The following is a 25,698-nucleotide window of genomic DNA, read 5'->3' on the forward strand; positions in this document are numbered from 1 at the left end:
GCGGGTGTTCGGGGACCGTCTGACCTCCGGGCCATACTGGGCCTATGGCATACCCCACCCAGCCCGTCCTGGTCACGGGCGGCACCGGCTTCATCGCCGGCCACTGCATCCTCCAGCTCCTGCACGCGGGGCGGCCCGTGCGCACCACGGTGCGCTCCGAGTCGAGCGCGCGGCGGGCCCGGAGCATCCTGGTGCGTGCCGGTGCGCAGAACGTGGACCTGCTCGAGTTCGTCACGGCGGACCTCACACGGGATGACGGGTGGCTGGACGCCACCCGGGGAACGGCGGGGGTTCTGCACGTGGCCTCCCCGGTGGCGCCGGGGCGTGTGGAGAACGAGGACGATCTCGTGGTCCCCGCCAGGGAAGGGGCGCTTCGGGTGCTGCGGGCCGCTGCGGACACCGGAGCACCGCGCGTGGTGCTGACGTCCGCGTTCCACGCCGTGGGGTTCGGGCACGGGGCCGTGGACCGGGTTTTCACGGAGGCCGACTGGTCCCCCCTGGACGGCCCCGGCATGGACGCCTACGGCCGGAGCAAGGTGCTCTCGGAACGGGCGGCCTGGGACTTCGCGGAGCGTCACCCGCAGCTGGAGCTGGTGACCATGCTTCCGACTGCCGTGGTGGGCCCCGTGCTCAGCGAGGCGGTCACAGGGACCAACCACATGCTGCAGATGCTGCTGAACGGCAGGATGCCCGGCGTCCCGGACGTGGCCGTGCCGCTGGTGGACGTGCGGGATGTTGCCGCCGCGCACATCTCCGCGCTGGGGGCGCCCCGCGCCGCCGGGCAGCGCATCCTGGTGGCCTCGCAGGAGGCAGCCACCCCGCTGCGGGAGGTGGCCGAGCTGCTGCGCACCACGTTCCCGGAGACCCGGGCCGGCAGGCCCGTGCGCCGCGTCCCGTCCGGTCTGATCCGCGCCGCCGCACTCGTGGTTCCGGCGGCCCGGAGCATGGTCCCTGATCTCGGGACCGTGAAGCGGGTGTCCGCTGCACGCCAGCATGAACTCCTGGGCATCTCTCCGCGCCCGTGGGGCACAGCCGTGGTGGACGGCGCCCGATCCATGGTGGAGCGGGGCCTGGCGGGATGAGTGTGGTGTCCGTCGCGGTCCCGTGGCCCGCGCCACCTCTGAAGGACCGGGCCGCACGCTCTGGGCCCCGCCCGGCGTCCTGAGCCCACCGTCCGTACCGCGGGAGGGGGAGTCACCGCAGGTCAGAACGGCCAGCATCGCAGAACAGGAGACCAGGGGATGGCATGATCGTTCACTGGACGGACGTGCGCCCCCGGCACGCCTGACCACCGCCGCGACCGGGCCTGAGCTGACCGGTCGGGGCCACAACTGCACATCCCCCTCAGAAAGCATCCCCCCATGCCTTCCCCCCGTTCTTCCGTCATGCCCGCTGCAGTCCTGTGTGCGGCAACCCTGACCCTGCTGGCCGGCTCTCCCGCCGCAGCAGCCCCACCGCAGCCGCAGCAGGCGACCGTTCAGGCGCCCCGCGCGGTCCCTCCCACCACGGCGTTCCACCAGAGGTTCACCGCGGCGGGACTGACCTCCACCTACCACGTCTACGCGGACGGCCTGGACCCCTCGAAGGCCGTGGGAGCGGTCTTCTACCTGGGTGGCGACTACGACAAGCCCGGCGAGTCCTGGGTCCACGACCCCGGGGGATCGCACATGCGGGCCATGGCCGCGGAGGCCCGGAAGAAGAACATGGTGCTGGTGGTCCCGATCTCACCGGACCGTCAGGCCAGGGGCAACGGCATCACGTGGTGGGAGGAAGCGGATGCCAACGGCGACTGGTTCCGGGCCCTGCAGAGCTCCCTCACGGCCCGGTACGGGCTGGACACCTCCCGCGTGTGGCTCACCGGCTACTCGGGCGGTGCCGAGTTCATCACCTACGAGCTGCTCGCGGACCGGCAGAGCTGGATCAAGGGCGGGGGTGCCACGATCATCGGCGGCGGCGGCTCCTACGGGATGCAGACGGACCCCGGGGCCGCGGTGCGCTCCCTGCCCCTGAGCTGGCACGTGGGGTCCGAGGACGTGGCGGGCAGCACCAACCCGCCCACGTGGTCGGCCCGCAACGCGGCGACCAAGGGCCAGAAGCGCTACGTGAAGGACGGGTTCACCCGCACCTCCCTGTCCACCCTGCCGGGGGTCGACCACGAGGAGTACGACATCGTGGGCCTGTTGCGTCACGACCTCGCGGCACTGCCCCCGGCTCCACCCGCACAGACCTCGTCCTGGTTGAAGGGCGCCATCAGGACCGACTACCTGGCCACCGGCGGGGCTGCGCGCTACGGACAGCCCACCTCCCCCGAGAAGCCCACGGGCCACCGGGGCGGGGTCTACCAGGGCTTCACGGCCAACTACACCTACTACTGGAGCTCGCAGACCGGGGCGCACCCCGTGAAGTGGGGGACCGGCATCGGCAACGCGTACCAGGCCGCCGGTCTGGAACGCGCGTGGGGATATCCCGTGATGGCGGAGAAGCCTCTCTCCGGTGGGGCGTACCAGGACTTCCACCAGGGCAGCGCCCGCTTCCGGGCCATGTACTCACCCCGCGGAGGAACGCACGTGGTCAAGCTCAGCGGGGGGATCGGCTCGGCATGGTCCAGGGCAGGACACGAGCACGGCTGGGGCTTTCCCGTCACGGACGAGTACGCGGTGTCCGGGGGCATGGCGCAGAAGTTCTCCAACGGGTGCACCGCCACGTGGCACCGCGCCACGGGGAAGGTGACGGTCGCGCGGGGCTGAGCGCGGCGGCGTCGTGCCCCGCCGTGGTCACCGCTGCCGCGCGCTCAGGGCCGTTCCGGCTCCGCGGCCTTCGCGCGGCTCGCGGGCATGAGGAACTTCCAGGGGCTCTGCTCGAGGGACAGCGGCATGGGCACCTCGATCACCGTGGGGCGCCGGGCGGCGATCGCCTCCGTCATGGCCGTGCGCAGCTCGTCCGGGGACGTGGCGCGCAGGCCCAGGGCACCGAAGGACTCCGCCAGCGCCACGAAGTCCGGATTGGCCAGCTCGGTGGCGGAGCCGTGGCCGTAGATCCGCACCTGGTCCGCCTGGACGTTGCCAAAGGCCTGGTTGTCGAACACCACCGTGATGAGGTTCAGCCCGTGCTGCACGGCGGTGGCGAGCTCCTGCACGCCGTACAGGAAACCACCGTCCCCGGTCACGGAGACCACCACGCTGTCCCGGTTCGCGGCCTGCACCCCCAGCGCCGTCTGGAAGCCGTATCCCAGGTTGCCCTGGTAGCCGCTGGTGATGAAGTGGCGGGGCTCGTAGACCTCCAGCGCGAAGATGGACGCGAAGCCGATCTGCGAGACCTCCTCCACGAAGTAGCCGTCCCGGGGGAGGGTCTCGCGGATCGCGGCCAGGTAGTCGCTGTGGGGCTGCAGCTGTGCAATCTCGTCCCGGACGCCCTCCTTGACCTCCTCGAACTCCGCGGAGCGGGATGCCCGTGCGGGCATGTCGTCGAGGGCTTCGAGCAGCTGCGCGGTGACCGCCCGGGCGTCCCCGGTGAGCGGCACGTCCGGCGTGAGCCGATCCTGCTGGGCCGCGTCGATGTCCACGTTCACGGTGCGCAGCCCCTCGGGGGTGTCCGGCCAGCGGAACCACACGAGCTCCTGCCGGGTGCCGATGCCGAGCAGCACGTCCGTCTCCGCCCAGCGCTCGAAGCCCTGAGCGCTCGTGAACCCCAGCGGGTGCTCGTCGGACACGATCCCGCGACCACCCCGTAGGGACACCACAGGGGCCTGCAGCTTCTCGGCCAGGGCCAGAATCTCCGTGCCCGCGTGCCGGGCACCGCTGCCCACCATGAGCATGGGGTTGCGGGCGGAGCGCAGCAGCTCCGCGGCGCGGGCCACCTCACCCGCGTCCGCCTCCGGTGCAGCCACGGGCGGCGCCACCACGCTCTGCATCTCCGCCTTCTGCGTGAGCACATCCCACGGGATGGCGACGACGCTGGGTCCGGGCCGCCCGCCGGTCGCTCGGGTGAACGCCTCGGCCACCGCCGCGGGCACCTCGGCGGGGTCGGTCACGGTGCACGCGGACTTGGTGAACGAGGCCACCGTGGCCTGCTGGTCCGGCATCTCGTGCAGGTGGCCCATCCCCCTGCCGATGAACTCGGTGGGGATCTCGCTCGTGAGGCACACCGTGGGCGTGCTCGTCGCCAGCGAGGTCAGCATGCCCGCGCCGGCATTGAGCACGCCCGGTCCGGGCACCACGCTGAACACGCCCGGGCGCCCGGTGGACTGGGCGTAGCCCAGCGCCATGTAGGCGCTCGCCTGCTCGTGCCGCGTGGCAATGACCTAGATGCCGGGTTCCTTCCGCAGAGCCTCGAACAGCTCGTAGGTCTGCACACCGGGGATCCCGAACACGGTGTCCACGCCGTGCTCCCGCAGCGCCGCCACGGCGGCCCGACCGGCGGTCGTCCCGCGGGGCGAGCCGGAATCGTGGGCGGCCGCGGCGTCGTCGTGCGTGCTCATGCGTGCCGCTCCTACTCGCCGAGGTCCGCGTGCTCGGTGGCGGGCTGCTCGGAGCGGCGGGTCACGAACACGCCCGTCAGCGCGATCAGCGCCGTGGCGGTGACCGTGAGCAGCAGCTGGTTGCGGGAGGCTGGGTCGAACATGGTGACCACCACGATCAGCAAGAGCATGGCCACCGTGAGGTAGGACAGGAACGGGAAGAGCGGCATGGTATACGTGCTGGCACGCACCCCGGGGTTCTCCCGCTCGCGGCGGTGGCGCAGGGTGATCTGCGAGGCGGCCACGGAGATCCAGATGATGATGATCGTGGAGCCCACGATTGCCAGCAGCGTGTCCAGCACCTTGCCCGGGAACAGCGCCTCCAGGATGCTCGCCACGAACCCGAAGGACACCGTGAGCAGCACGGCGCGGCGCGGCACACTGTTGTGCGCGGTGCGCTTGATCGCGGCCGGCGCGTAGTTGCGCTGGGCCAGGGAGTGCATCATGCGTGACGCGGCATAGATGTTGGCGTTGAGCGCACTGAGCAGGGCGAACACGGCGATCAGAGCCATGATGCTGCCCGCAGCCGGGAGGCCGGCGACGTTCAGCACCGCCGCGAAGGGGCCCTCGGGCGGATCCGCCTGGGAGGGCGGCAGGATCGCGACCATGATGAACACCGAGCCGATGTAGAACAGCACGATGCGCCACGCCACGGTGCGGATGGCCGTGGCCACGCTCTTCTGCGGGTCCGCGGTCTCACCCGCGGCGATCGCCACGATCTCGGTGCCGCCGAAGGAGAAGATCACGATCAGCAGGCCCGCACCCACACCGGCGATCCCGGTGGGGGCGAAGTCCTGGAAGTTGGACAGCCCGCCCTCGTGGCCGGGGATCACTCCGAAGAGCATCAGGATGCCGACCACCAGGAACGCCAGGATCACGCCCACCTTGAGGAACGCGAACCAGAACTCGAACTCGCCGTACTTGCTCACGGCGAACATGTTGATCACGGTGAAGACGGCCATGAAGACCAGGCTCAGCACCCATGTGGGTGGCACGCCGATCCCTGCCACGGAGTCCCCCAGGATGCCCGTGAGGATCGTGGCGGCTCCGTTGGCTTCGGCGGCGGTCACGACCGCGAGCTGCACCCAGTACAGCCAGCCCACGGTGTACCCGGCCACGGGGCCGAAGGCGTTCTGCGCGTGGGTGGAGAAGGCGCCGCTCGTGGGGTTCGCGGCGGAGAGCTCGCCGATCATCCACATGATGAGGACCACCAGGGCGCCCGCCACCACGTAGGAGACGAGGATGGCGGGGCCCGCCACGGCCACGCCCTTGCCGCTGCCCAGGAACAGGCCCGCGCCGATCGCGCCGCCCAGTCCCATCATGGTCAGCTGGCGGGGCTTGAGGCCGCGGACGGTCTTGGTGGAGGCGTCCGGGGCGTGACCCGGGGCCTGAGGGGTGGTGCTCATGGGGTTCAGCCCTCGTTCCGGGAGGTCGCGGCGCCGTCGAGGTGGGCGCGGACTTCCTCCGCAGCCACCAGGAAGGCCTGGTTGCCGGCGGGGGAGCCGATGCTCACGCGGATGCCCTCGTCGGTGAAGGCGCGCACGATCACGCCGTGCCGGGTGAAGATCTCCTCCGCGGCCGCGGTGTGCTCACCGGTGCGCAGCCACACGAAGTTCGCCTGCGACTCCACGACGTCCCAGCCCTGCTCCGTGAGCCGCTGGTGCACGTGGTCGCGCTGCTCCACGAGGGCGGTGATGCGCTCCTCGACCTCGGACTCTGCGGCGAGGCTGGCCAGGGCCGCCTGCTGCGCCAGGTTGGTCACTCCGAAGGGAATGGCCACAGCCCGCAGCGCGGCGCTGATGTAGTCCGGTGAGATCGCGTAGCCGATCCGCAGACCGGCCAGCCCGTACGCCTTGGAGAACGTGTGGAGGACCACCACGTTCGGGTAGGCGCGGAAGAAGTCGATGCCGCGGGCCGCGTCCGGGTCCACGTTGAAGTGCACGTAGGCCTCGTCCACCACCACGAGCACGTGCTCGGGGACCTGCTTCATGAACTCGTGGAGCTCGTCAGCGGTCACGGAGGTGCCGGTGGGGTTGTTGGGCGTGCAGACCAGGATCACCTTGGTGCGCTCGGTGACGGCAGCGGCCATGGCTGGCAGGTCGTGGCGCTCGTTCTCGTCCAGCGGCACGTGCACGGCCTTGGCGCCCGCGAGCCCCGTGAGGATCGGGTACGCCTCGAAGGAGCGCCACGCGAAGACGACCTCGTCCCCCTCCTCGCACACGGCGCGGATGATCTGGGAGGCGACCTCCACGGAACCGCTGCCGAAGCTCACGGAGGAGGGGTCCACGCCCCAGCGGCTGGCCACGGCTTCCGTGACGGCCTGGCAGGTCATGTCCGGGTAGAGGTTCATCTCCGGGGACATCTGGTTGACCGCGTCCAGGACGGACGGCAGGGGCGGGTACGGGTTCTCGTTCGAGGACAGCTTGTACGTGATGACGTCGGACGAGGCCGCGGACTTCCCCGGCTTGTACGGGGGAAGCGACTGCAGGGCGGAACGCAGGGACACGGCGGATCGGGCCGCGTCTCCCGAAGAATGATGGGACACGAAGGACTCCTTGCGGGATCTGTGGTGGCAGTCACAGTGACACAGCCCATGGGGGCGCACAACCGGGTCAGTCCGGAGTGAGCACAATGTGCAGTTCTCAGCGTGTGTGCCGGTGATCACTGCACAATATGTCATGTGCAACGCGTGTGCGGTGGCACTCAGGCGGTACTCAGGCAAGGGGATCGGATATGAAGATCGACGAGCTCGACGTCCGGATCGTGCAGCTGTTCAGCGAGGATTCCGGGATCGGGGTGCTCGCGGCGTCGCGCGCGCTCGGGGTGGCCCGCCCCACTGTGCAGTCCCGCCTCGACAAGCTCAAGGCTGCGGGTGTCATCCAGGACGTGGCACCCACCTTGAACCCGGCCCGGTTCGGCTACCCCGTGATGGCGATCGTCTCCATCGAGATCAGCCAGGGGGTGGGCCACGTTCCCGTGGGGGAGGCGCTGCGCGAGATCCCCGAGGTGATCGAGATGTACACGGTCTCCGGGGACCACGACGTGATGGTCCGCGTGGTGGCCCGCTCCAACGACGACCTGCAGCGGGTCATCGACGCGATCGCCCGGACCGGAGCCGTGAACCGCACCCGCAGCGTGGTGGTGCTGCAGACCCACTTCCAGAACCGGGTGCTGCCGCTGTTCGCGCAGGTGGGCGGGTCGGCCGCGGCACAGGAGGGATAATTCGGGCCCCGGCGAGTTGAGAAGTCGCGAACAACCCAAATGGATGCCTTGGTTCGTACCGGCGCACCCACCACTGCTCGTGCAGTGCGGCTTGCAGTCTTTCGTGGCGGACGCGCAACTGCCCATTTTCGAAAGATGGTTGTCGACGACGGCGGCAGCCCTATGCGTCGTTGTTCATGACGTACCGCGTCCCCTTGCGTCCCTGGCCGCCCTGCATCGCCACAAGACCCTCCGCGAGCGGCAAGCGCAGGGCATAGCGGAGTTGGGATGTGGTCAAACCCGTCTGGACTGCGAGATCTTCCAGCCGAAGAGGGGAATGGAGACGCAGAACCTCCAGCACCTTGGCTTCGTGAACGGTAGGGGCGGAGGTTTGCGGCGTGGCCTTGCTGCGCTGCGCTGCGCTCGCAGCTGGCGGAGTCCCGGAATGCGGGGTCTGGCTCGTGGGGCGCCACAGCAGTGCCTTGAACTGCACCCCCGTGTCGTGCAACTGCGGGCGCGGCAGGCCGTGCCGGCGGGCGGCGTCGTAGACCTCCCGGAGCCCGCCGCCCTCGCCTTCGATGATCGAAGCGCCGTCACTCGTGGTGAGCTTTTTTGCCATCTGGTAAACGCGCTGGTTCACTGCAGCCTGAGCATGGTCCTCACTTTCAAGCTGTGCGAGAGACACCCCGCGCAGTCCCCCGGGGCTCAGGACGAACAGATTTCTTGGCGTCAGTCTGACCTGGATCGACTTGCCCACACCGAGGGTGTTCGGTCCCAAATCCCGGTGGACGAGAGCATTTCCGATGAGCTCTCGGACGGCGTTCAACGGGATCTCGGCCACGGATTCCATGTGCCCGTCTTCCCTGTACCGCTGAACTGTCCCCAGGTTCCGCCGAACCCATGCCAAGAGGTCTTCGAGAAGGACGGGGAGTGGCCCGGTGAAATCCTCCAAATTCTGATTTCGAACATTGCCCCCGCTCTCCGGCAGCTGCACGGCAGCCGTGACAGTGAGCCCTGGATAGTGTCCCTGGGGATACATGCCGAGGGCATAGAGTCCTGCGAGGGTCGGAACGCCGTCCGCCGTCACCACCGAGGTCGTGCGAAGAATCTTGTCGTCGTCAAGCGATCGAAGGCGCTGGTCCCGCTCGCGGGTGGTGTGAAGGTACGTGCTCACCGCCTCGGGCAGCAGATCGTCGATGGAGCGGCCCCGCGCTGGCTGAAGGTCGTAGTCGACCTGTTCGTCAGCGTGCAGCTTGGCCACCTCCAGCATCCGGAGTTCGTGCTCCTGCATGGTGTAGTCGCCGTCCGATTGCCGTAGGTAGGCTCGACCGCCCGTAGTTGCCGGTTTGTCGACGATGCGCAATGGGGCAACGTGGGCCACGAGCACCACACGCCCATCGAGGGTGTGGGTTTCGGTCGTGATGTGCGGGGAGGGGGACACCGATTGTCTCGCGGTGGCTACGAGCCCGCTTTCTGCTGCTGCGACGTCGTCCAGTCCTGTCACGTCGAACGACCCCGAGGACTCGTCGACCCCCAGGATGATGCTTCCGCCCCCGGGCATGTTTGCGAAGGCACAGATGGTGTCGGCGAGGTGGGGTAGGCCACCGGACGCCCGTTTGACTTCGACCGAGGTGGTGTCTCCCCTGCGGGCACGCATGTCTTCCAGAACGGACTGCAGACGGGCGGTGCTCCATGCCGTGGCGTCAGAGTACTGGCATCAGTGACAAAATTGTGAGTTTGATTGACACTTTGATTCTCAGTGACGGTGCAAGTGAGTGACAAGTGCGTGATGAGAGTCCCCGGGGCGCATGACCATCGGAATGACAGAAGTCCCGCCCGACCATCCGGTCGAACGGGACTTCCTGCGGTGCGCGAGGGGGGAGTTGAACCCCCACGCCCTCTCGGGCACACGGACCTGAACCGTGCGCGTCTGCCTATTCCGCCACTCGCGCTCGTTGTCCCACTCGGCGTACGCCCGTGAGCAACGTCGAAAAGCCTACCCCACCCTGCCCGGGTTGGCGAATCGTGGCCTCGGAAGGCGGGGTGCGGCGCGCGACAGCGCGTCGCGGCGTGCTCGGAGCCGGGGCCGACGCCGCCCGCGACCCGGGCCGCGGCGTCGTCGCCATCACATGCTGACCGTGAGCCCCGTCCACGCGATCGCGGCGCAGAGCAGCCCCGCCACCGCGTACAGCGTGACGGGCACGAGCAGCAGGATCTCCCGGCCGGATCCGGCGTTGCCCAGCAGGGGGAGGCGCACGAACGAGCGCCGCCGGTAGAGGGAGGCGGGGAGCGGGAGGGGGAGGCGCAGCGGCCACAGCAGGTGGATGCCCTGGGTGGTCAGCAGGTCGCCGGCCATGTGCACGGCGCACCCGAGTCCCACGGCCACCACGAACCAGTGCGGATGCTCCGGGGGGTGCGCGGCCACGAACGCCCCGAGCAGGATGCCCACCACCCAGTTGGCGTGGGAGAGCCGGTCCGGGACGAAGGCCAGCACCTTGACCGCGCACGCGATCAGCAGCACGGACAGCACCGCGGCCAGCGGCCACACCTGCCCGGGCAACAACGCCGCCGCGTCACCGACCGCCCCCGACCCCCCGGACCCTGCGCCCAGCCCGCCGGACACCGCGGCACCGGTGGCCGCACCGCCTGTCGTGTCCGCCGCGGACTCCGTGCCGCTCCACTGCAGGGCGTCGCCCACCGGAACAGAAGCGCGCTGGGAGAGCTCGGCGAGCACCATGATCGCAAGCAAGCCCAGAAGCGAGTGCGTGCCGCGGCGGTGCCCGCCGGCGAGTCGGCTCAGACCCTTCGCGAGCCAGCGCGAGACCGGCGGCAGGGACCGTGCCACGGTTCCGCCCGGGTGGTCGAGGTCCGGCAGCAGGGCCGCCCCGGCGCAGATCAGCGCGCCGGTGACCACCCCGGGATCCCCCACGGGCATGAGACCGAGGCCCACGGGGAAGGAGACGTCCGCGAGATCCACGGTGTAGGTGCCGGTCAGTGCCACCCACGCGGCGGCACCGCACGCGGCGTGGCTGGGGCCCATCACGGGGCGGTCCTGGGCATGGGGCGGTCCTTTCCAGACCTCGGGGAAGAAGAGAAACCCCAGGTTAGGAACGGGTTCCGACCCGCATAAGCGCCCTCCGGTCAGCGTCCTGGGCCGGTCTGCGTGGGGGCGACGCCGCTCGCGGACCGGCGCGCTCGGTGTCTCCGCGAAGTGGGCCGGTGTCCCCACGGAGAGGGCGCGCCCGGTGTCCCCGCGGTGCGGGCCGGTGACCCCGTGGGCGGGGTGCCCGTCGCGCGACCTTCAGAGCCTCCGGCCGCAACGATCCGGAGCGGGGCCACGAGATCGGACGGCTGCGCTCCGGTTCAGTCCTCGGACTTGGGGGTCCAGGGCAGCTGCTGGTCGCACCCCGGGGTGACCCAGGCCTTCACGTACCCGGCGCTCTGGTGGAGGTACTGGTTGAAGAGACTCTTGCCCGTGAGCTGGAAGTCCACCGCGGACATCCGCAGCTCCCCGGAGTAGCAGCGCTCCAGGATCAGCCGGGAACGGGAGACGTGCTGGGTGAACGTCACGGCGGTGACGGTGTCCCAGCCGTGCTGCGCCGAGAGCTCCTGCAGCTTGATGGCCTCTCCCTGCGTGGTGGAGGGATTGGGCTTGAAGCACAGCACCTCCACACCGTCGCGGGGTTCGCAGAACGACTTGGCGGTGTAGTACTCCACCATCTCGGGCGGGTCGAAGGGCTGGGCGTCCGGTGTGGAGACCACCAGGGTGTCCGCGATGTGCTGGTTGTAGACGAGGTCCTCCGCGTAGGCCATGCGGGCGGGGTCCGGAGGGCCCAGCACGAACACGGCGTCGGAGGTGCGGGGCGGGTCCACGTCCGGGCTGTCGAGGACGGCGTGGCACACGGCGAGCCACAGGGTCACGAGGAGCGTCAGGGTGATCAGCACCACGAGGGGCCACTTCCGCCTGAGCGCAGGGGGGTGCCCGGAGGGAGTCGGGGCCACGGGGTTCCTCTCACTGGGGCTGTTCGGCGGGCGCGCCGCGGATATCATCTCACCCAGCACGGCAGGGACCCACGGCTGCGTGCGTCCGCCGGTAAACGCCCAGCAAGGAGTCAGCACATGCGATCGGATGAACACCTCGAACGCGCCGTGACCTGCCCGGTTCCTCTGCGGTGGGGGGACATGGATCCGTACGGCCACGTGAACAACGTGGAGGTCATCCGTGTTCTGGAGGAAGCTCGGATCGCGGCCTTCGGCGTTCCCGTGGGCACGGGGGAGCAGGTGGTCCCGCCCAGGATTCCGCTGTTCTCCGTGCTGCCGGAAGGAACCCAGGCACTGATCGCAGAGCACCGCGTGAAGTACCTGCGGCCCCTGGAGTACCGCAACGAACCGGTGGACGTGCGCGTGTGGGTGGTCTCGGCGAGGGCCGCCACCCTGGTGCTGGGGTTCGAGATCCTGGACTCCGCGGACGGTTCCCCGTGCGTGCGCGCGCAGACCCAGCTGGCGTTCTACCTGCCGGAGACCCGCACGGTGCTGCGCCTCACGCGTGAGCAGCGGGACGTGCTCGCGCCGCACACCGCGCCGTCGCCGTTCTGAGGCAGGACGGGCGCGCAGGGCTCAGGCCGCGACGCCCGGGGCCGTGGCGAACTGCAGCTCGGCGCGCGTGCGCAGGACCGCGCCGTGCTCGGGCAGCACGCGCCAGGTCCACCACAGCAGGGCGTGGGACTCCCGGTCCACGTGGCACGTGGCTGCCGTGATGGCGGCCGGCTCCTCCGGGTCCTGGACGCAGACCGCCAGGGGCGCGCTCTCCAGCGTGGTCCGGATCCGCGCGAGCTCCTTGCGCAGTCCGCGGGCGGAGTGCTCGGTGACGGTGCAGCCCACCTCCACGCGGGAGGCGAAGGGGCAGGGGTGCGAGATGTCGCGCAGGATGGGCAGCTCGGCGGCGCCGTCCTCGAAGACCCCCACCGTCTCCACCCAGCTCTGCCCCGCGTGGGTGATGACGAACTGGTGGTGCCCGGATCCCACGCGCAGCTCCACGTCCGTGAGCCCGTCCACCCGGAGGCGGCGGCCCGCGGGGGCGTCGAGCACCGGGAGGTCCGTGCGGTAGCCGAACTGGTCCGGGCGGCACACGACGTGCCCGGGCACTCGGGTGAGCCAGTCATGCTCCATGCTTGCCATCTTCCTGTCGGCCGCGCGGCAGCCCGCCGCGCCTTCTTAACGATCGAAAATATCCCCGGCTCGGGGGACAGGCAAGCACCGAATGGTCACTGTTCGGTGACGGGAGGCGCGCATCAGGACTGCGGGGCTACGGCAGCGGGCGTCCGCGTGCCGCGGTCCACAGGGCGTACCAGTCCTCGTGCGTCATGAGCTGCGCCGCCCGGGGAGCCTGCGCACAGGCCGCGATCCGCCGGGGATTCAGCGTCCCCACCACGGGGCGGATGCCGTGGGGCAGTCGCAGCAGCCAGCCGACCACCACGGCCTCCGCCGGCACCTCCAGGCGCTCAGCGAGTCGGGCGACCAGCGCGCTCGTGCGCTCCTCGGGCGTGTCGGGGAGGCCCCCGGCACCGGCGGACGACGCCGCACGGTCCGGTTCCCCCGCGGCGTCGGCGGCCGTGCGGTCCCGTCCGCCCTCATCACCCTGGTCCGAGGGGCCGTGGGCCGCTGCGGGCGCCCGGGGAGGGGTGGCACCGGAGTAGACGCCGCCGGCCAGCGCACCCCACGCCTGGATCTCGATGCCCTCCGCGTCGCACAGCTCCGGCAGGCCGCGGGGGAAGGACACGGCGGCCCCGTCCGGGTGGTTGGCCAGCACCTGGGCCTCCACGAGGTCCCGGTGGGCCAGGCTCAGCTGCATCTGCACGGCAGTGACGGGTGCCCGCAGGTGGCGGCGCAGCTCCACCACGTGCTCCGTGGTCATGTTGGACAGCCCCACGGAGCCGATGAGCCCCTCCTGGTGCAGCTCGTCCAGGGCGGCGGCGGTCTCATCCGGGGGCGTCAGGGGATCCGGGCGGTGCAGGAACAGCCGCTCCACCCGGTCCACCCCGAGCCGTTGCAGGGAACCCTCGAGCGAGGAGCGGACGGCGTCCCGGTCCAGCCGGTAGTGGGCGGGAGCCCCCGCGGGAGCGGTGTTCCCGGGGAGCCGGATGCCGCACTTGGTCTGGACCTGCACGGCCTGGCGCAGCACGGCGTCCTCGCCGATGATCCGCCCGAACACGGTCTCGGAGTCCCCGCCGATGTAGATGTCCGCGTGGTCGAAGAGCGTGTACCCGGCACGGTGCGCGGCGTGCACGGCGTCGCGGGCGGCGTCGTACTGGGCGGCCGGGATGCGCTCCTGGCCCCAGGCGCCGCCCAGGTTCATGCATCCGAAGACCAAGGAGTGGCTCACGCGCGTCCGCCGTGCTGCTCGGCGGCGCGCCGCAGCCGGGCGGCCTCCGCGAACGCCGCGGCGGACTCGTCCAGCTGCCCCGCAGACTCGTGGAGAGCGCCCAGCTCGGTGAAGCAGTCGGAACGGTCCCGGAACGAGTCCGGGTCCTGCTCGTAGAAGTCCACGGCGCGGTTGTAGGCGGTCACGGCCTGGGCGTGGCGGCGGGTCTCCCGGTAGACGCGCGCGAGGTTGACGTAGCAGTCCGCCTGGTCCCGCGGCTCGTGCGGGGCGTCCAAGTACTGCCCGAGGGCGTCGAGGAGATGCGTCTCCGCGCCGTGCAGGTCACCGGTCTCCACGAGGAGCGACCCCAGGATCAGGTGCGCACGGGCTTTGTGCTTGCCGCTGCCCTCCAGCCGGGAGAAGTGCTCCAGGGCGCTCTGGTACTCCGCCACCGCCTTGCTGGTGCGGTCCATGACCAGGTGGATGTGCCCCAGGTTGTAGTGGCACGCGGCGAGTTCCCTGTGCGCGGGGCCGGACTCCTGGAAGAGCTCGATGGCCTGCCGGTAGGAGGTCTCCGCCAGGGTGTGGTCACCTCGGTCCTCCGCGTCCAGGGCGCGTGTGAAGAAGCCGTTTCCGTCATCCGAGTAGCTCATCGGCCCGTCCTCCCGGGATCGCAGCGAAGTCCCCCCATGCTACTCGGGGAGCGGGGGTGGCAACCCTGCTGATAATCTCGGACCCACACTCTCCCAGGAGGTCAGGATGGCAGCACAGCACACCGCGCCGGGGCAGGACCCGCGCAATCCCCGCCACGCAGCAGCAGCCCACCACGAGGACCACGCCTCCGTGATCCGTCACGAGGAGCGGCTGGTCATCGAGCGGGAGCAGGCCGAGACGGGCCGCGCCCGGCTGCGCAAGTACGTGGTCACCGAGCCCGTGCGCCAGGAGGTCACCCTGGGCTCCGAGGAGCCGGACCTGGTGCGCACGCCCATCACGGCCGAGGAGCGCCAGGCGTTCCTGGACGGCCGCGAGCTGCCGATCGGGGAGGACGAGGTCATCCTCTACCGCTCCGAGCCCGTGGTGCAGACCGTGCGTGTGCCCTACCAGCGCGTGCGTCTCGTGGCCCGTCGGGTGGAGCGCACCGAGGTCGTCGAGGACACCCTGCGCAAGGAGCGCGTGGACATCGAGACCCAGGACGAGCCCCGCGTCTGAGGTCTTGTCTCCCGGCCCTGCCGGTACCACGACGCCGCGCCCCGCCGATCGGGGGCGCGGCGTCGTGCTCTGCCGGGCCACCGAATGGCGGGGTGCCGCGCTCCGCGAGGGGGCGGCTCACGGGGCGTTGAGCTCTCAGGGGCCACCCTGCGGAACCGGCACGGTGTCCTCCGCCGGACGTGCCGTGGGGCGCGGGCGGCGTCGTCCGTCCGTGGCCGTGGCCCGGGGGTAGGTTGGGCGGGTGAGTGAAACGACCCTGACCCTGATCCGCCACGGCCAGACCGACTGGAACCTGCAGCGCCGGCTGCAGGGACGCTCGGACATCCCCCTCAACGACACCGGCCGGGAGCAGGCACGAGCGGTGGGCCGCGAGCTGGCGGCCTCGGGCGGGCACTGGGACGTGCTGGTCTCCTCACCGCTGCAGCGCGCCAGGGAGACCGCGCAGGTCATCGGGCGGGAGATCGGGCTGGAGCTCTCCCGCACCTACGAGGATCTCGTGGAGCGCGCCTTCGGTGACGTGGAGGGCCGCGACTGCACGGGAATGGGCGACAACGAGCGCCACGCCATGATGGAGAAGCACGGTGAGGCCACCGAGGACGTGGTGCAGCGGGGGCTCTCGGTGCTGCGCACGATCCTCGCGGACTTCCCCGGCAAGGACGTGATGGTGGTGGCCCACGGCACCCTCATCCGGCTCACCCTGGACCGTGTGCTGGACACCGAGCTGCCCAGCCTGGAGAACGGTCAGGTGCTCACGGTCACCGCGGAGCAGGTGCTGTCCGCGGACTGAACGGGTCTCGCCAGACGTTTCCCGCGCCCGTCTGCGGCGCCCGTCCGCCGGGCCCCGCTCAGGACGCGGTGCCCGGGGAGCTGCCGGCCGAGGTGGTAGACGGGCCCGCGGCGTCGTCCTGGTGAGAGCGAGCTGGGCGGTGGGCGTGCAGCAGTGACAGCCCCGTGAACACGAACCCGCCCACGAAGTTGCCCACGAGCACGGGGATCTGGTTCCACAGCCACCAGTCGCCGAACGAGACGTCCGCGCCCAGGAGCATGCCCATGGGGATCATGAAGAAGTTGACCACCGCGTGCTCGAAGCCCAGCCCGTAGAACGCCATGATGGGCAGCCAGATGGCCGCAATCTTCCCGATCGTGTCCTTGGAGACCATGCCCATGAACACTCCCAGGCAGACGAGCCAGTTGCACAGCACGGCCTTGACCAGGACCGTGGCCATGCCGGCGCCTCCCATGGCGGCGTACGCGGTGGTCTTGGCCTGGGCGGTGTCCACGAACTTCTGCCCGAGCGCACCGGCGTCGTGCGAGCCGAAGCCCGTGAGCGCGCCCGCGTAGAGCAGGGCGAACGCGGCGGCGCCGATGATGTGGCCGACGACCACCATGAGGCTGTAGCGACCCACGGCGGACCACGGCACGAGCCCGCGCACCGCCGCCATGGGGGTCAGGGCGAAACCGCCCGTGACGAGCTCCATCCCCATGAGGATCACGATCGTGATCCCGGCGGGGAACAGCACGGCCCCCACCACGGGGGATCCCGAGCTCACGGTCGCGGACACGGCGAACGAGGTGGTGGCCGCCAGGACGGCGCCGCCCAGCACGCCGCGCAGCACCAGGGCACCGGACGACGCGGTCGCCTTCGCCTGTCCGGCGGCGACGGCGTCCGTCACCACGTCTGCGGGTTTCACGGTGGTCATGGCTGCCCTGCTCTCTGTCTTGGGGCGGGCCGGGTGCCCGTCGGTGGCGCCACGGGCGCCCGCACCGGCTCGTGCAGGGGGATGCGAGCGGGAAAACCGTGACCGCACGAGTGTAGGACCGTGCAACCCTGCGGTGAACACGCGCCGTGTCTGGTCCCCGTGCGTTTCGGGTCCTATGGTGGTGGAACATGCGGCAGTGTGGCCGTGGGCGGTGCAGAGGTCGTGGACTCCGGGAGAGCGTTCCGGTGGACCCTGCCCGGAGGTGCCCCACAGGGCGTCACGTGCCACGCCGTGGAGTTACGATCCCCGACTCAACGACAGCTAAGGCGTGATGCAGTAGTGACCTCTCCTCAAGCCACCACCCAGGCCATCCCCACGGTGTGGCAGCGACCGCGATGGAGCGGAGCGCAGGCATGGATCAACGAGTACTACCGCTCCGCGCCGGACGCGGACCTTGTGGGCACCCAGGAACCGGTGCTCACCGACCGGGCCGAGACCCACCGGGAGGTGGGCCGCACCCGCGGCGCCGGCGAGCTGTGCATCGACGTCCGCGAGGACCACGGGGTCACCGTGCTCTACATGGTCACCACCGACATGCCGTTCCTGGTGTCCACGCTGACCACGGAGATCGCCGCCAACTGGGGTGGCGCCAAGCTGGTGCTGCACCCGCTGCTGCTGGCCGTGCGCGACGCCGGCTCCCACGAGCTCACGTCCCTGGACGAGGTCCCCAACATCTCCGCGGTGTCCTCCGGTGACACCACGGCCATCCCCATCACGGACGAGCTGGCCGGGGCGGCAGCCGGGGGCCGTGACTCGTCCACCGCGGTGGAGTCGTGGATCCGCATGGAGCTGCACCGTTCCCTGGACCAGGTGGAACGCGGTGAGCTGGCCCGTCACATCGAGTCGCTGGTGGCGGACGTGAGCCGGGTGGCCGAGGACCAGGAGGCCATGCACGAGCAGGCCCGGGTGATCGCAGACTCCCTCGCGCCCCTCGAGAACCTCACGTTCCAGGACGGCTCCCGGCTTCCGGACGTCCGCGCCTCCCAGGACTTCCTGCAGTGGCTGCGGGACGGCAACTTCGTGTTCATGGGCATCAAGCGCTACGACCTCGAGGCGGACGGCGAGGACGCCGTGCTGCACTCCCGCCCGGACACGGGCCTGGGGCTCCTGCGGGAGCAGGGGTCCGAGGGCCACGCGCAGAAGCTCACGGGTCTGGGCAGCGCGCACGCCCGCGACCACCAGGCGGTGTTCGTGACCAAGGCGAACCGCCGCTCCTCGATCCACCGCCGCGAGTACTTGGACTACATCGGTGTGCGCACGTTCGCCGAGAACGGGGACGTGGACGGGGAGTACCTGATCCTGGGTCTGTTCTCCCGTCACGCCTACTCCGTGCCCGCGCAGCAGACCCCGCTCGTGCGGGAGAAGGTGGAGCGCGTGGTCGAGCGCTTCGGCTTCCTCCCGGACTCGCACTCCGCGCGGGACCTCATGGGGATCATCGAGGACTACCCGCGGGACGAGCTGTTCCACATGTCCGCGGAGAAGCTCTACGAGACGGCCGGTGGCGTGCTGGGGCTCAACGAGCGCCGCCAGACCCGCCTGTTCCTGCGCCAGGACACTTTCGGGCGCTTCATGTCCGCGGTGGTGTTCCTGCCCAGGGACCGCTACAACACCTCGGTGCGTCAGCGCATCGAGACCCAGCTGTTCGAGGTCTTCGACGCCGAGGCCATCGACTTCGAGGTGCGCCTGACCTCCTCCTCCCTGGCCCGCCTGTTCTTCCGCATCCGGCTGCCCTACACGGGCGAGGTGCGGGACTTCGACCACGAGGACCTCGAGTCCCGCCTGCGCGCCGCGGTGCGCTCCTGGCCCGAGTCCCTGGGCCGCGCGATCGGCCACGAGTTCGAGGACGAGAAGGCCGGCGCGCTGGGCCCCGTGTGGGCGGACGCGTTTCCGGGCTCGTACCGCGAGGACTACGAGATCGAGGAGGCCATCCAGGACCTCAAGCGCTGCGAGGAGCTGTGGGGCCGCGACCCGGACCTGCCCGCCGAGGTCCGTGTGGCGCAGACCGAGGACGGACAGGTCCGGCTGAACATCTACCTCACGCAGTCCCTGTCCCTCACCGAGCTGCTGCCCCTGCTGCACAACATGGGCCTGCGCGTGCTGGACCAGCGCCCCTACACGGTCACCCCTGCGGACGGCCGCGAGTTCCAGCTCTACGACTTCGGCGTGGAGCTGCCCGAGGGCGTGGACCCCGAGGGCCCCGAGGACGCCAAGACGGAGGACCTCATCGAGGACACCCTGTGCGCGGTGCTCTCCAACCGCTCGGAGTCCGACAGCATGGACCGCCTGGTGCTCACCGAGCGCATGGGCTGGCGCACCGTGGCCGTGATGCGCGCCTACGTGCGCTACCTGCTGCAGCTGAACTACCCCAACTCGTTCGAGTTCATCGCGGACACCCTGGTGGACCACCCGCAGGCCACGCACGAGCTCGCCGAGCTGTTCTCCGCGAGCTTCGACCCGTCCCGCTTCACGGACGACGACGCCGCCCGCGGCCAGGCGCGCGAGGCCGCCCTCCAGCGGCTGGCCGCGGTGCTGGAGAGCGTTCCCAGCCTGGACGCGGACCGCCTGTTCCGGGCGCTCGCGGACGTGGTCACGGCCACCCTGCGCACCAACGTGTTCCAGAACCGCCCCACCATGGCGTTCAAGCTGGACCCCGCGGCCATCCCCGCGGCACCGCAGCCGCGCCCGGCCTTCGAGATCTGGGTGTGGTCCCCGCGCGTGGAGGGCACGCACCTGCGCTTCGGCCAGGTGGCCCGCGGCGGTCTGCGCTGGTCCGACCGCCGCGAGGACTTCCGCACCGAGGTGCTGGGCCTGGTCAAGGCCCAGATGGTCAAGAACGCCGTGATCGTGCCCACGGGCGCGAAGGGCGGGTTCTTCCCCAAGCAGCTGCCGGACCCCGCGACGGACCGCGAGGGCTGGCTGACCGAGGGGCGCGAGGCCTACAAGCTGTTCATCGCGTCCCTGCTGGACGTCACCGACAACATCGTGCGCGAGGCGGAGACCGGTGCCGGCCAGGAGGTCTCCGCGCAGAACGGGACGGACGAGACCGGGCAGGGTGCGGCGTCGTCGTCCCGCGGGGATGCCACCCCGGGTGCCGAGGGCGGTGCGAGCGGTTCCGCCGAGACCTCCGGCGAGGCCGGGGACACCGTGGTGCACCCCGAGAACGTGGTGCGCCGCGACGGCGACGACTCCTACCTGGTGGTCGCGGCTGACAAGGGCACGGCGGCGTTCTCCGACACCGCGAACGCGATCTCCCTGGACCGCGGCTTCTGGCTCGGGGACGCGTTCGCGTCCGGCGGCTCCGTGGGCTACGACCACAAGGCCATGGGCATCACCGCCCGCGGTGCGTGGGAGTCCGTGAAGCGCCACTTCTTCGAGCTCGGCGTGGACACCCAGTCCGAGGCGTTCACCGTGGTGGGCGTGGGGGACATGTCCGGGGACGTGTTCGGCAACGGGATGCTGCTCTCCGAGCACATCCACCTGATCGCCGCGTTCGACCACCGGGACATCTTCCTGGACCCCACCCCGGACGCCGCGGCCTCCTACAAGGAGCGTGAGCGGCTGTTCAACGCGGGGCGCACCTCGTGGCAGGACTTCGACCGCAGCGTGATCTCCGAGGGCGGCGGCGTGTACTCGCGCCGCGAGAAGTCCATCCCGCTCACCCCGCAGGTGCGCGAGGCGCTGGGCATCGAGGACGGTGTGGAGTCGCTCAGCCCGCAGGAGCTCGTGCGCCGCATCCTGCTCGCGCCGGCGGACCTGCTCTACAACGGCGGCATCGGCACCTACGTGAAGGCCTCCTCCGAGACCCACCAGGAGGTCGGGGACAAGGCCAACGACGCCATCCGCGTCAACGGCGAGGACCTGCGCGTCAAGGTGATCGGCGAGGGCGGCAACCTGGGCGCCACCCAGCTCGGGCGCATCGAGGCCGCGCTGAACGGGATCCTGGTGAACACGGACGCGATCGACAACTCCGGGGGTGTGGAGTCCTCCGACCGCGAGGTGAACATCAAGATCCTCGTGGACGGCATGGTCCAGGCCGGGCTGCTCTCCGCGGGGGAGCGCGCCGAGTTCATCGAGTCCATGACGGACGAGGTGGCGGAGCTGGTGCTGCGCACCAACGTGGCGCAGAACGTGCTGCTCACCACCGAGCGCGCCCGCGGGGTCTCCTTCACGGAGATGTTCATCCGGCTCATGCACTGGCTCGAGGACACCGCGGACCTCAACCGGGAGCTGGAGTTCCTGCCCTCCGACGCCGAGCTGCGTGAGCGTGCCGCTCAGGGCCAGCCCCTGACCGGCCCGGAACTGTCCGTGCTCACGGCGTACGCCAAGATCCAGCTCACGGCGGCGCTCGTGGACAGCGACCTCGCGGACGACCCGTGGTTCCACCGCACCCTGTCCCAGTACTTCCCGGCGCAGATCCGGGAGCGCTTCGACGCGGAGCTGGACACCCACCCGCTGCGCAAGGAGATCATCTCCACCGTGGTGGCCAACCAGATCATCAACTTCGGCGGGATCGCGTTCGCGTACCGCGTGGTGGACGATTCCGGTTCGGACCTCGCGGACGTGGCGCGCGCGTTCACCGCGGCCATGGAGATCTTCGAGCTGGAGAGCTACGCCGACCGCCACGCCCAGCTGGGTGCGGACGTGCCCCTGGAGGTGTGGAACCGGATGTCGCTGCGCATGCGGCGCCTGCTGGACCGCGTGGTCCGCTGGTTCCTGCACCGCCAGGACGCGGACACCGGGATCCAGGAGCTCGTGGACACCTACCGTCCCATCGTGGCCCTGCGCTTCGGCTCCGAGCACTTGATGGGCCCGGAGTCCGAGGAGCGCACCCAGACCGAGGCGGAGCTCGCCGAGCGCCACGGCGTGCCGCTGGACCTCGCGGTCGAGTGGGCGGAGCTGCTGGACGCGTTCGCGCTGCTGGACGTGGCACGGCTCGCCGAGCAGCAGGGCATCACCGGCCCGGCGCAGGACGGGACGGCGGGCGGCGGAGGCGGCGCGGCGGCGTCGTCCTCCGAGCGCGGCCTGACCGGGGGAACGGACGGGAACGGCGTGAGCGTGCAGATGATCGCGCGCGTCTACTTCTCCCTGTTCGACCGCTACGGGCTGGAGAACCTGCTCAACCGCATCAGCGCCCTGCCGCAGACCACCCGCTGGGAGAACATGGCGCGGATCGCGATGCGCGAGGACCTGTACTCCACGCTCGTGGCGCTCGCCGCGCAGGCGCTCGAGTCCCCGGGTGAGGACGCCCAGCAGAAGGTGCAGGCGTGGGAGCAGGAGAACGCCGACCGGCTCGAGCGGCTGCGGGAGGTGCTGGACGAGATCGAGTCCATGTCCGAGTCGGACGACGCCGGCGCCGAGCTCGCCGCGCTGTCCGTGGCGCTGCGCACCCTGCGCGGGGCGCTCGTGGACTGATCCTCACGCCGTCGGCCCCGCCCGACGACGCCGCACCGCGCCCCCGCGGCCCACGCACCCCAGGTGCCGGGCGGCGGGGGCGCGGTCGTGCACCCGACCGGTCCTGGCACCCGACCGGCGCGGGCGTCCGGAGCGCGGGGGCCGGAGAGGTGGCCCGGTGGGTAGGCGAACGATGGGGCCGGGGAGGTGGCCCGGTGGGCAGGCGAGCGGCGAGGGCTGGATCTCACCGCCCCGGTGCGGGAGCGCCGTCGCCCACGGGCCCGTCACCGTACGATGGGCCGGTGACCGCAGACATCATTGCCACCATCGTGACCGTCGCCCTCATCATCGTGGGCTGCGTGGGAATCGTGATCCCCGTGCTGCCCGGATCCATCCTGGCGCTGATCGGGCTGGTGATCTGGGCCTTCGTGGTGAACGCCCCCGAGGGGTGGGTGGTGCTCGCCCTGGGTGGGACCCTGCTGATCGCGGGGCTGTCCTCGAGCATGGTGCTCACCAGCAGCAAGCTCAAGCGCCGGGCCATCCCCAACCGCACGCTGCTCTTCGGAGTGGTGGGCGCCGTGGTCGGGATGTTCGTGATCCCGGTGGTGGGCCTGTTCGTGGGGTTCCTGGTGGGGCTGCTGCTCTCCGAGACCGTGCGCAACCGCAACCTCAACACGGCGCTGGCCAGTTCCTGGGTGGCGGCCAAGGCCATGGGGGTGGGGCTCCTGCTGGAGCTCACGTGCGCGCTGCTGGCGTCCCTGACGTTCATCGTGGGGGCGATCACGTACTTCGTGACGGCGTGACAGCCGCAGCCGGCGTGATCGGTGGGGGCGCCCCTACCGGGGGTCCCCGACCGGCGGTGCGCCTCTGCTGACGGTGCGGCCCGACCGGAGGCGCGCCTCTACCGGCGAGGCGCCCCGCCGGGCGGCAGCGGAGCCGAATCATGGTGCTCTCTAGTGGAGTAAAAGCACGCTGAGGCCCGTTCTGTTGCATTTACTCCACTTCACAGCACAGCACCTCACAGCACAGCGCGGCACGGGAGAGTGGCCCACGCGCCCTGTCCACTGACCTCCTCCAACGAAAAGTGCAGGTTTTGCCACAGAACGACGCTTTTGTGGCAAAACCTGCACTTTTTCTGGGCGCGGAGCCCACTACCTCAGGGGTGGGGATTCGGCTGATCTCTGCAGGGCCCGGCTCACGCCACGGAGCACCGGCGTGTTTCCCCCGCGAGACGGCTCACAACCGCCAGGGCAGCGGGATGGCCTCCATGTCCTGGCCCGGCTGCATCCCGTCCTCGGGGACCACCAGCAGCACGTCCGCGTGGGCGAGGCCCGAGAGCATGGCCGGGCCCACCGTGGGCTCGGGGATCACCCGGCCGTCCTGGATGTAGGCCGGGATCACGCGGGTGCGGCCCAGGGGGTCCAGTGCACGTCCGGCCGTGAGCCGGCGGGTGGTGGGCAGTCCCTCACCGGTGGCCCCGGCGATCAGCGCGTGGCCCACCGTGAGCAGACCGGTCATGGCGCACAGGGGCGAGCCCGGCAGTGCGAGCACCACGGGACCGTCCTCCGGGAGCTTCGCCAGGATCACGCCGTGAGCCGGTTCCTGCGCCACCCCGTCCAGGATGAGGTGGGCGCCCAGCTCCTCGAGGGCCTGACGGACGTGGTCGTCCTCCCCGTGGCCCGTGCCGCCCGTGGTCACGACCATCTCGGCGCGGGCGTCCAGCAGCGAACCCGCACCCATGGGGGACTCCGTGAGGGCGGAGACCATGCCCTCGCAGCCGTCCGCCACGCGGCGCACCTGGTCCACGTTCGCGCCCAGTTCCCGGAGCACCGCGGGCAGCTGCAGGCTCAGCGAGTCGCGCACCTCACCGGGCCCGGGGATGCCGTCCTCCACCACGTTGGCGTAGCCGAGCAGCACGGTGACGCGCGGGCGGCGTCGTACGGGGAGCATGTCGTGGCCGGCGCTCGCCGCGAGCCCCAGGTGCACGGGGTTGAGCTTGCGGCCCGCACGCAGCAGCAGGTCACCCTGCTGGATCTCCTCGCCCACGGCGCGGACGTCCTGGTTCTTCACCAGGGGAGCGGCGGGGGTGGCGTCCTCCAGGGTGTCGCCCTCCACGGCCCTGCGTCCGTGCTCGGTGTCCTCGGGGACGTCAGCGGCGGGGTCCGCCGGCACCACGTGACCGCGGTGGGCCTCCAGCACGGCACTGGTTCCGTAGGGAACGGCGTCCCCGGTGTTCACGTGGGTGGCTTCCCCGGGGTGCAGCTCCACCACGGCCAGCATGCGCTTTTCCGGGGGCAGGGTCAGCAGCAGCCGCTCGTCGGTCTCGGCGGGCTGCGGGGTGCGGACCCGCCACGGGCCCTCGCCGGCCACCGCCCAGCCGTCCGTGGCGGCCGTGGCGTAGTGGGGGACCGGCATCTCTGCGGTCACGGACTCGGCAAGGGTCTCCTCGAGGCACTGGGCGAGCGGCAGGAGGATGTTGGGCAGCGGCTGGGGCACGCCGTACGCGATGCGGCGGGCCTCGTCCCAGGACGCCCAGTGCGCGGTTGGTTCGCCGGCCTCGCGGTGCTGCGACTGCTCGTGGTCCTCGTGGGCGGCGGCATCGTGCGGGTGCGGAAGTCCGGGCATCTTGTCTCCTCAGCGTGCTGATTCAGTACGAGTCGAGCCTGTGAACATCCTCCCACGTATCCACGTCCGCAGTGCTCCCGGCGGGCACGGTGACCTCCTGCGGGCCCAGCCGCCGCCACACGGAACGCAGGGACGCGTTCTCGGTGGGCGCAGCCGCGAGGGCGCGGGAGAGCGCGTCCGTGCGGGCCAGGACCACCAGGTTCTCCCGGCGTCCCTCACCGGTCACCGCGATCAGCCCTGCCACGTCCGACGCCGCCCGGCCCGCCGCCGCGCGCAGCTGCGCCACGGCGCGGTGCACGTCCGGCATGTCGCACGCGAGCACGGCGGTCCAGGGGAGCCGCTCGGGGGTGGCCGCCAGGGCGACGACGCCCGCGGCCACCGCGGCGGCCGGCCCCGAGAACGGGGGATCCTCGCGGACGCGCAGCACGTGAGGCGGCAGAGGGAGGTCCTCCGGGCCCACGACCACCACGGTCCCGAGCGGCAGGACCGCGTCCACGGTGCGGGTCAGCAGGGTGGAGCCCGCCACGGGCAGCAGCGCCTTGGGGGTTCCCCCGAGCCGCGAGGAGCGGCCACCCGCCACGACCACGGTGTCGAAACGGGGGCCCTGGCGGGCGTCGCCGCGGGTGGTCACGGGA

General features: G+C 70.9%; 19 protein-coding genes, 1 tRNA gene and 1 pseudogene. 8 read left to right on the plus strand and 13 right to left on the minus strand.

What is annotated here, in order from left to right; all coding sequences use genetic code 11:
• Positions 1-44: 44 nt before the first annotated feature.
• The gene (locus HMPREF2833_RS02575) at positions 45-1,082 is read left to right on the plus strand and encodes an NAD-dependent epimerase/dehydratase family protein (RefSeq protein WP_059281800.1); all 1,038 of its coding nucleotides are present in this window, start codon (positions 45-47) and stop codon (positions 1,080-1,082) included.
• Positions 1,083-1,361: 279 nt separating this feature from the next.
• On the plus strand, positions 1,362-2,747 hold the full coding sequence (locus HMPREF2833_RS02580; protein ID WP_239356529.1) for a hypothetical protein: 1,386 nt from the start codon (positions 1,362-1,364) through the stop codon (positions 2,745-2,747).
• Positions 2,748-2,791: 44 nt separating this feature from the next.
• Here the strand turns inward: HMPREF2833_RS02580 and HMPREF2833_RS02585 are convergent.
• The 3 genes and pseudogenes from HMPREF2833_RS02585 to hisC all read right to left on the minus strand — a co-directional run bounded on the left by HMPREF2833_RS02585 (position 2,792) and on the right by hisC (position 7,061).
• Positions 2,792-4,477 (minus strand): annotated as a pseudogene (locus tag HMPREF2833_RS02585) (thiamine pyrophosphate-dependent enzyme).
• Between the two features lie 11 nt (positions 4,478-4,488).
• Complete coding sequence (locus HMPREF2833_RS02590; protein WP_070636613.1) at positions 4,489-5,922, minus strand: amino acid permease; 1,434 nt, start codon at positions 5,920-5,922, stop codon at positions 4,489-4,491.
• Between the two features lie 5 nt (positions 5,923-5,927).
• Positions 5,928-7,061 carry a histidinol-phosphate transaminase gene (hisC, locus tag HMPREF2833_RS02595; protein ID WP_180956141.1) on the minus strand — a complete coding sequence of 378 codons (1,134 nt, stop codon included), beginning with the start codon at positions 7,059-7,061 and terminating at the stop codon, positions 5,928-5,930.
• A gap of 188 nt (positions 7,062-7,249) precedes the next feature.
• Between hisC and HMPREF2833_RS02600 the strand changes: the two genes are divergently transcribed.
• Positions 7,250-7,738, plus strand: a complete 489-nt coding sequence (locus HMPREF2833_RS02600; RefSeq protein ID WP_019311071.1) for an Lrp/AsnC family transcriptional regulator — start codon at positions 7,250-7,252, stop codon at positions 7,736-7,738.
• 160 nt (positions 7,739-7,898) lie between these two features.
• Here HMPREF2833_RS02600 and HMPREF2833_RS02605 read toward each other — a convergent pair whose 3' ends face one another.
• From HMPREF2833_RS02605 to HMPREF2833_RS02620, 4 genes are all read right to left on the minus strand, one after another.
• Positions 7,899-9,374: an RNA-binding domain-containing protein gene (locus tag HMPREF2833_RS02605; protein WP_019311072.1), complete on the minus strand. Its 1,476-nt coding sequence runs from the start codon at positions 9,372-9,374 to the stop codon at positions 7,899-7,901.
• A 211-nt stretch (positions 9,375-9,585) separates the two neighbouring features.
• Positions 9,586-9,669: transfer RNA gene (locus HMPREF2833_RS02610), tRNA-Leu, on the minus strand.
• A gap of 173 nt (positions 9,670-9,842) precedes the next feature.
• Positions 9,843-10,757: a metal-dependent hydrolase gene (locus HMPREF2833_RS02615; RefSeq protein ID WP_019311073.1), complete on the minus strand. Its 915-nt coding sequence runs from the start codon at positions 10,755-10,757 to the stop codon at positions 9,843-9,845.
• A gap of 323 nt (positions 10,758-11,080) precedes the next feature.
• Positions 11,081-11,719, minus strand: a complete 639-nt coding sequence (locus tag HMPREF2833_RS02620; protein WP_223246107.1) for a YdcF family protein — start codon at positions 11,717-11,719, stop codon at positions 11,081-11,083.
• Positions 11,720-11,836: 117 nt separating this feature from the next.
• Between HMPREF2833_RS02620 and HMPREF2833_RS02625 the strand changes: the two genes are divergently transcribed.
• On the plus strand, positions 11,837-12,313 hold the full coding sequence (locus tag HMPREF2833_RS02625; RefSeq protein ID WP_019311075.1) for an acyl-CoA thioesterase: 477 nt from the start codon (positions 11,837-11,839) through the stop codon (positions 12,311-12,313).
• A 21-nt stretch (positions 12,314-12,334) separates the two neighbouring features.
• Here the strand turns inward: HMPREF2833_RS02625 and HMPREF2833_RS02630 are convergent, their stop codons facing one another.
• The 3 genes from HMPREF2833_RS02630 to HMPREF2833_RS02640 all read right to left on the minus strand — a co-directional run bounded on the left by HMPREF2833_RS02630 (position 12,335) and on the right by HMPREF2833_RS02640 (position 14,731).
• Positions 12,335-12,886: a DUF2617 family protein gene (locus tag HMPREF2833_RS02630; protein WP_019311076.1), complete on the minus strand. Its 552-nt coding sequence runs from the start codon at positions 12,884-12,886 to the stop codon at positions 12,335-12,337.
• A 136-nt stretch (positions 12,887-13,022) separates the two neighbouring features.
• Entirely contained in the window at positions 13,023-14,099 is a 1,077-nt protein-coding gene (locus tag HMPREF2833_RS02635; RefSeq protein WP_224764901.1) for an aldo/keto reductase, read from the minus strand.
• Complete coding sequence (locus HMPREF2833_RS02640) at positions 14,096-14,731, minus strand: tetratricopeptide repeat protein (protein WP_019311078.1); 636 nt, start codon at positions 14,729-14,731, stop codon at positions 14,096-14,098. Before HMPREF2833_RS02640 ends, HMPREF2833_RS02635 begins: the two co-directional genes overlap by 4 nt.
• A gap of 106 nt (positions 14,732-14,837) precedes the next feature.
• Here HMPREF2833_RS02640 and HMPREF2833_RS02645 point away from each other — a divergent pair, with 106 nt between their 5' ends.
• Together HMPREF2833_RS02645 and HMPREF2833_RS02650 are read left to right on the plus strand one after the other, a co-directional pair.
• Positions 14,838-15,287 carry a YsnF/AvaK domain-containing protein gene (locus tag HMPREF2833_RS02645; RefSeq protein WP_070636615.1) on the plus strand — a complete coding sequence of 150 codons (450 nt, stop codon included), beginning with the start codon at positions 14,838-14,840 and terminating at the stop codon, positions 15,285-15,287.
• Positions 15,288-15,528: 241 nt separating this feature from the next.
• On the plus strand, positions 15,529-16,074 hold the full coding sequence (locus HMPREF2833_RS02650; RefSeq protein ID WP_019311080.1) for a histidine phosphatase family protein: 546 nt from the start codon (positions 15,529-15,531) through the stop codon (positions 16,072-16,074).
• A 58-nt stretch (positions 16,075-16,132) separates the two neighbouring features.
• Here the strand turns inward: HMPREF2833_RS02650 and HMPREF2833_RS02655 are convergent, their stop codons facing one another.
• A complete protein-coding gene (locus HMPREF2833_RS02655) occupies positions 16,133-16,987 on the minus strand; it encodes a formate/nitrite transporter family protein (protein WP_019311081.1) in 855 nt (284 codons plus the stop codon).
• A gap of 339 nt (positions 16,988-17,326) precedes the next feature.
• On the opposite strand from HMPREF2833_RS02655, the gene HMPREF2833_RS02660 reads away from it, so the two are divergent.
• Positions 17,327-22,459, plus strand: a complete 5,133-nt coding sequence (locus HMPREF2833_RS02660) for an NAD-glutamate dehydrogenase (RefSeq protein WP_070636616.1) — start codon at positions 17,327-17,329, stop codon at positions 22,457-22,459.
• A gap of 281 nt (positions 22,460-22,740) precedes the next feature.
• Positions 22,741-23,241 (plus strand): DUF456 domain-containing protein, encoded by a 501-nt coding sequence (locus HMPREF2833_RS02665; protein ID WP_070636617.1) that lies wholly within the window; start codon positions 22,741-22,743, stop codon positions 23,239-23,241.
• Between the two features lie 433 nt (positions 23,242-23,674).
• Here HMPREF2833_RS02665 and HMPREF2833_RS02670 read toward each other — a convergent pair whose 3' ends face one another.
• Together HMPREF2833_RS02670 and HMPREF2833_RS02675 are read right to left on the minus strand one after the other, a co-directional pair.
• On the minus strand, positions 23,675-25,063 hold the full coding sequence (locus HMPREF2833_RS02670) for a molybdopterin molybdotransferase MoeA (protein ID WP_019311084.1): 1,389 nt from the start codon (positions 25,061-25,063) through the stop codon (positions 23,675-23,677).
• A gap of 22 nt (positions 25,064-25,085) precedes the next feature.
• Positions 25,086-25,694: a molybdenum cofactor guanylyltransferase gene (locus tag HMPREF2833_RS02675; protein WP_019311085.1), complete on the minus strand. Its 609-nt coding sequence runs from the start codon at positions 25,692-25,694 to the stop codon at positions 25,086-25,088.
• Positions 25,695-25,698 lie beyond the last annotated feature (4 nt).

This window comes from Kocuria sp. HMSC066H03, assembly GCF_001812045.1.
GTDB lineage: Bacteria > Actinomycetota > Actinomycetes > Actinomycetales > Micrococcaceae > Kocuria > Kocuria rhizophila.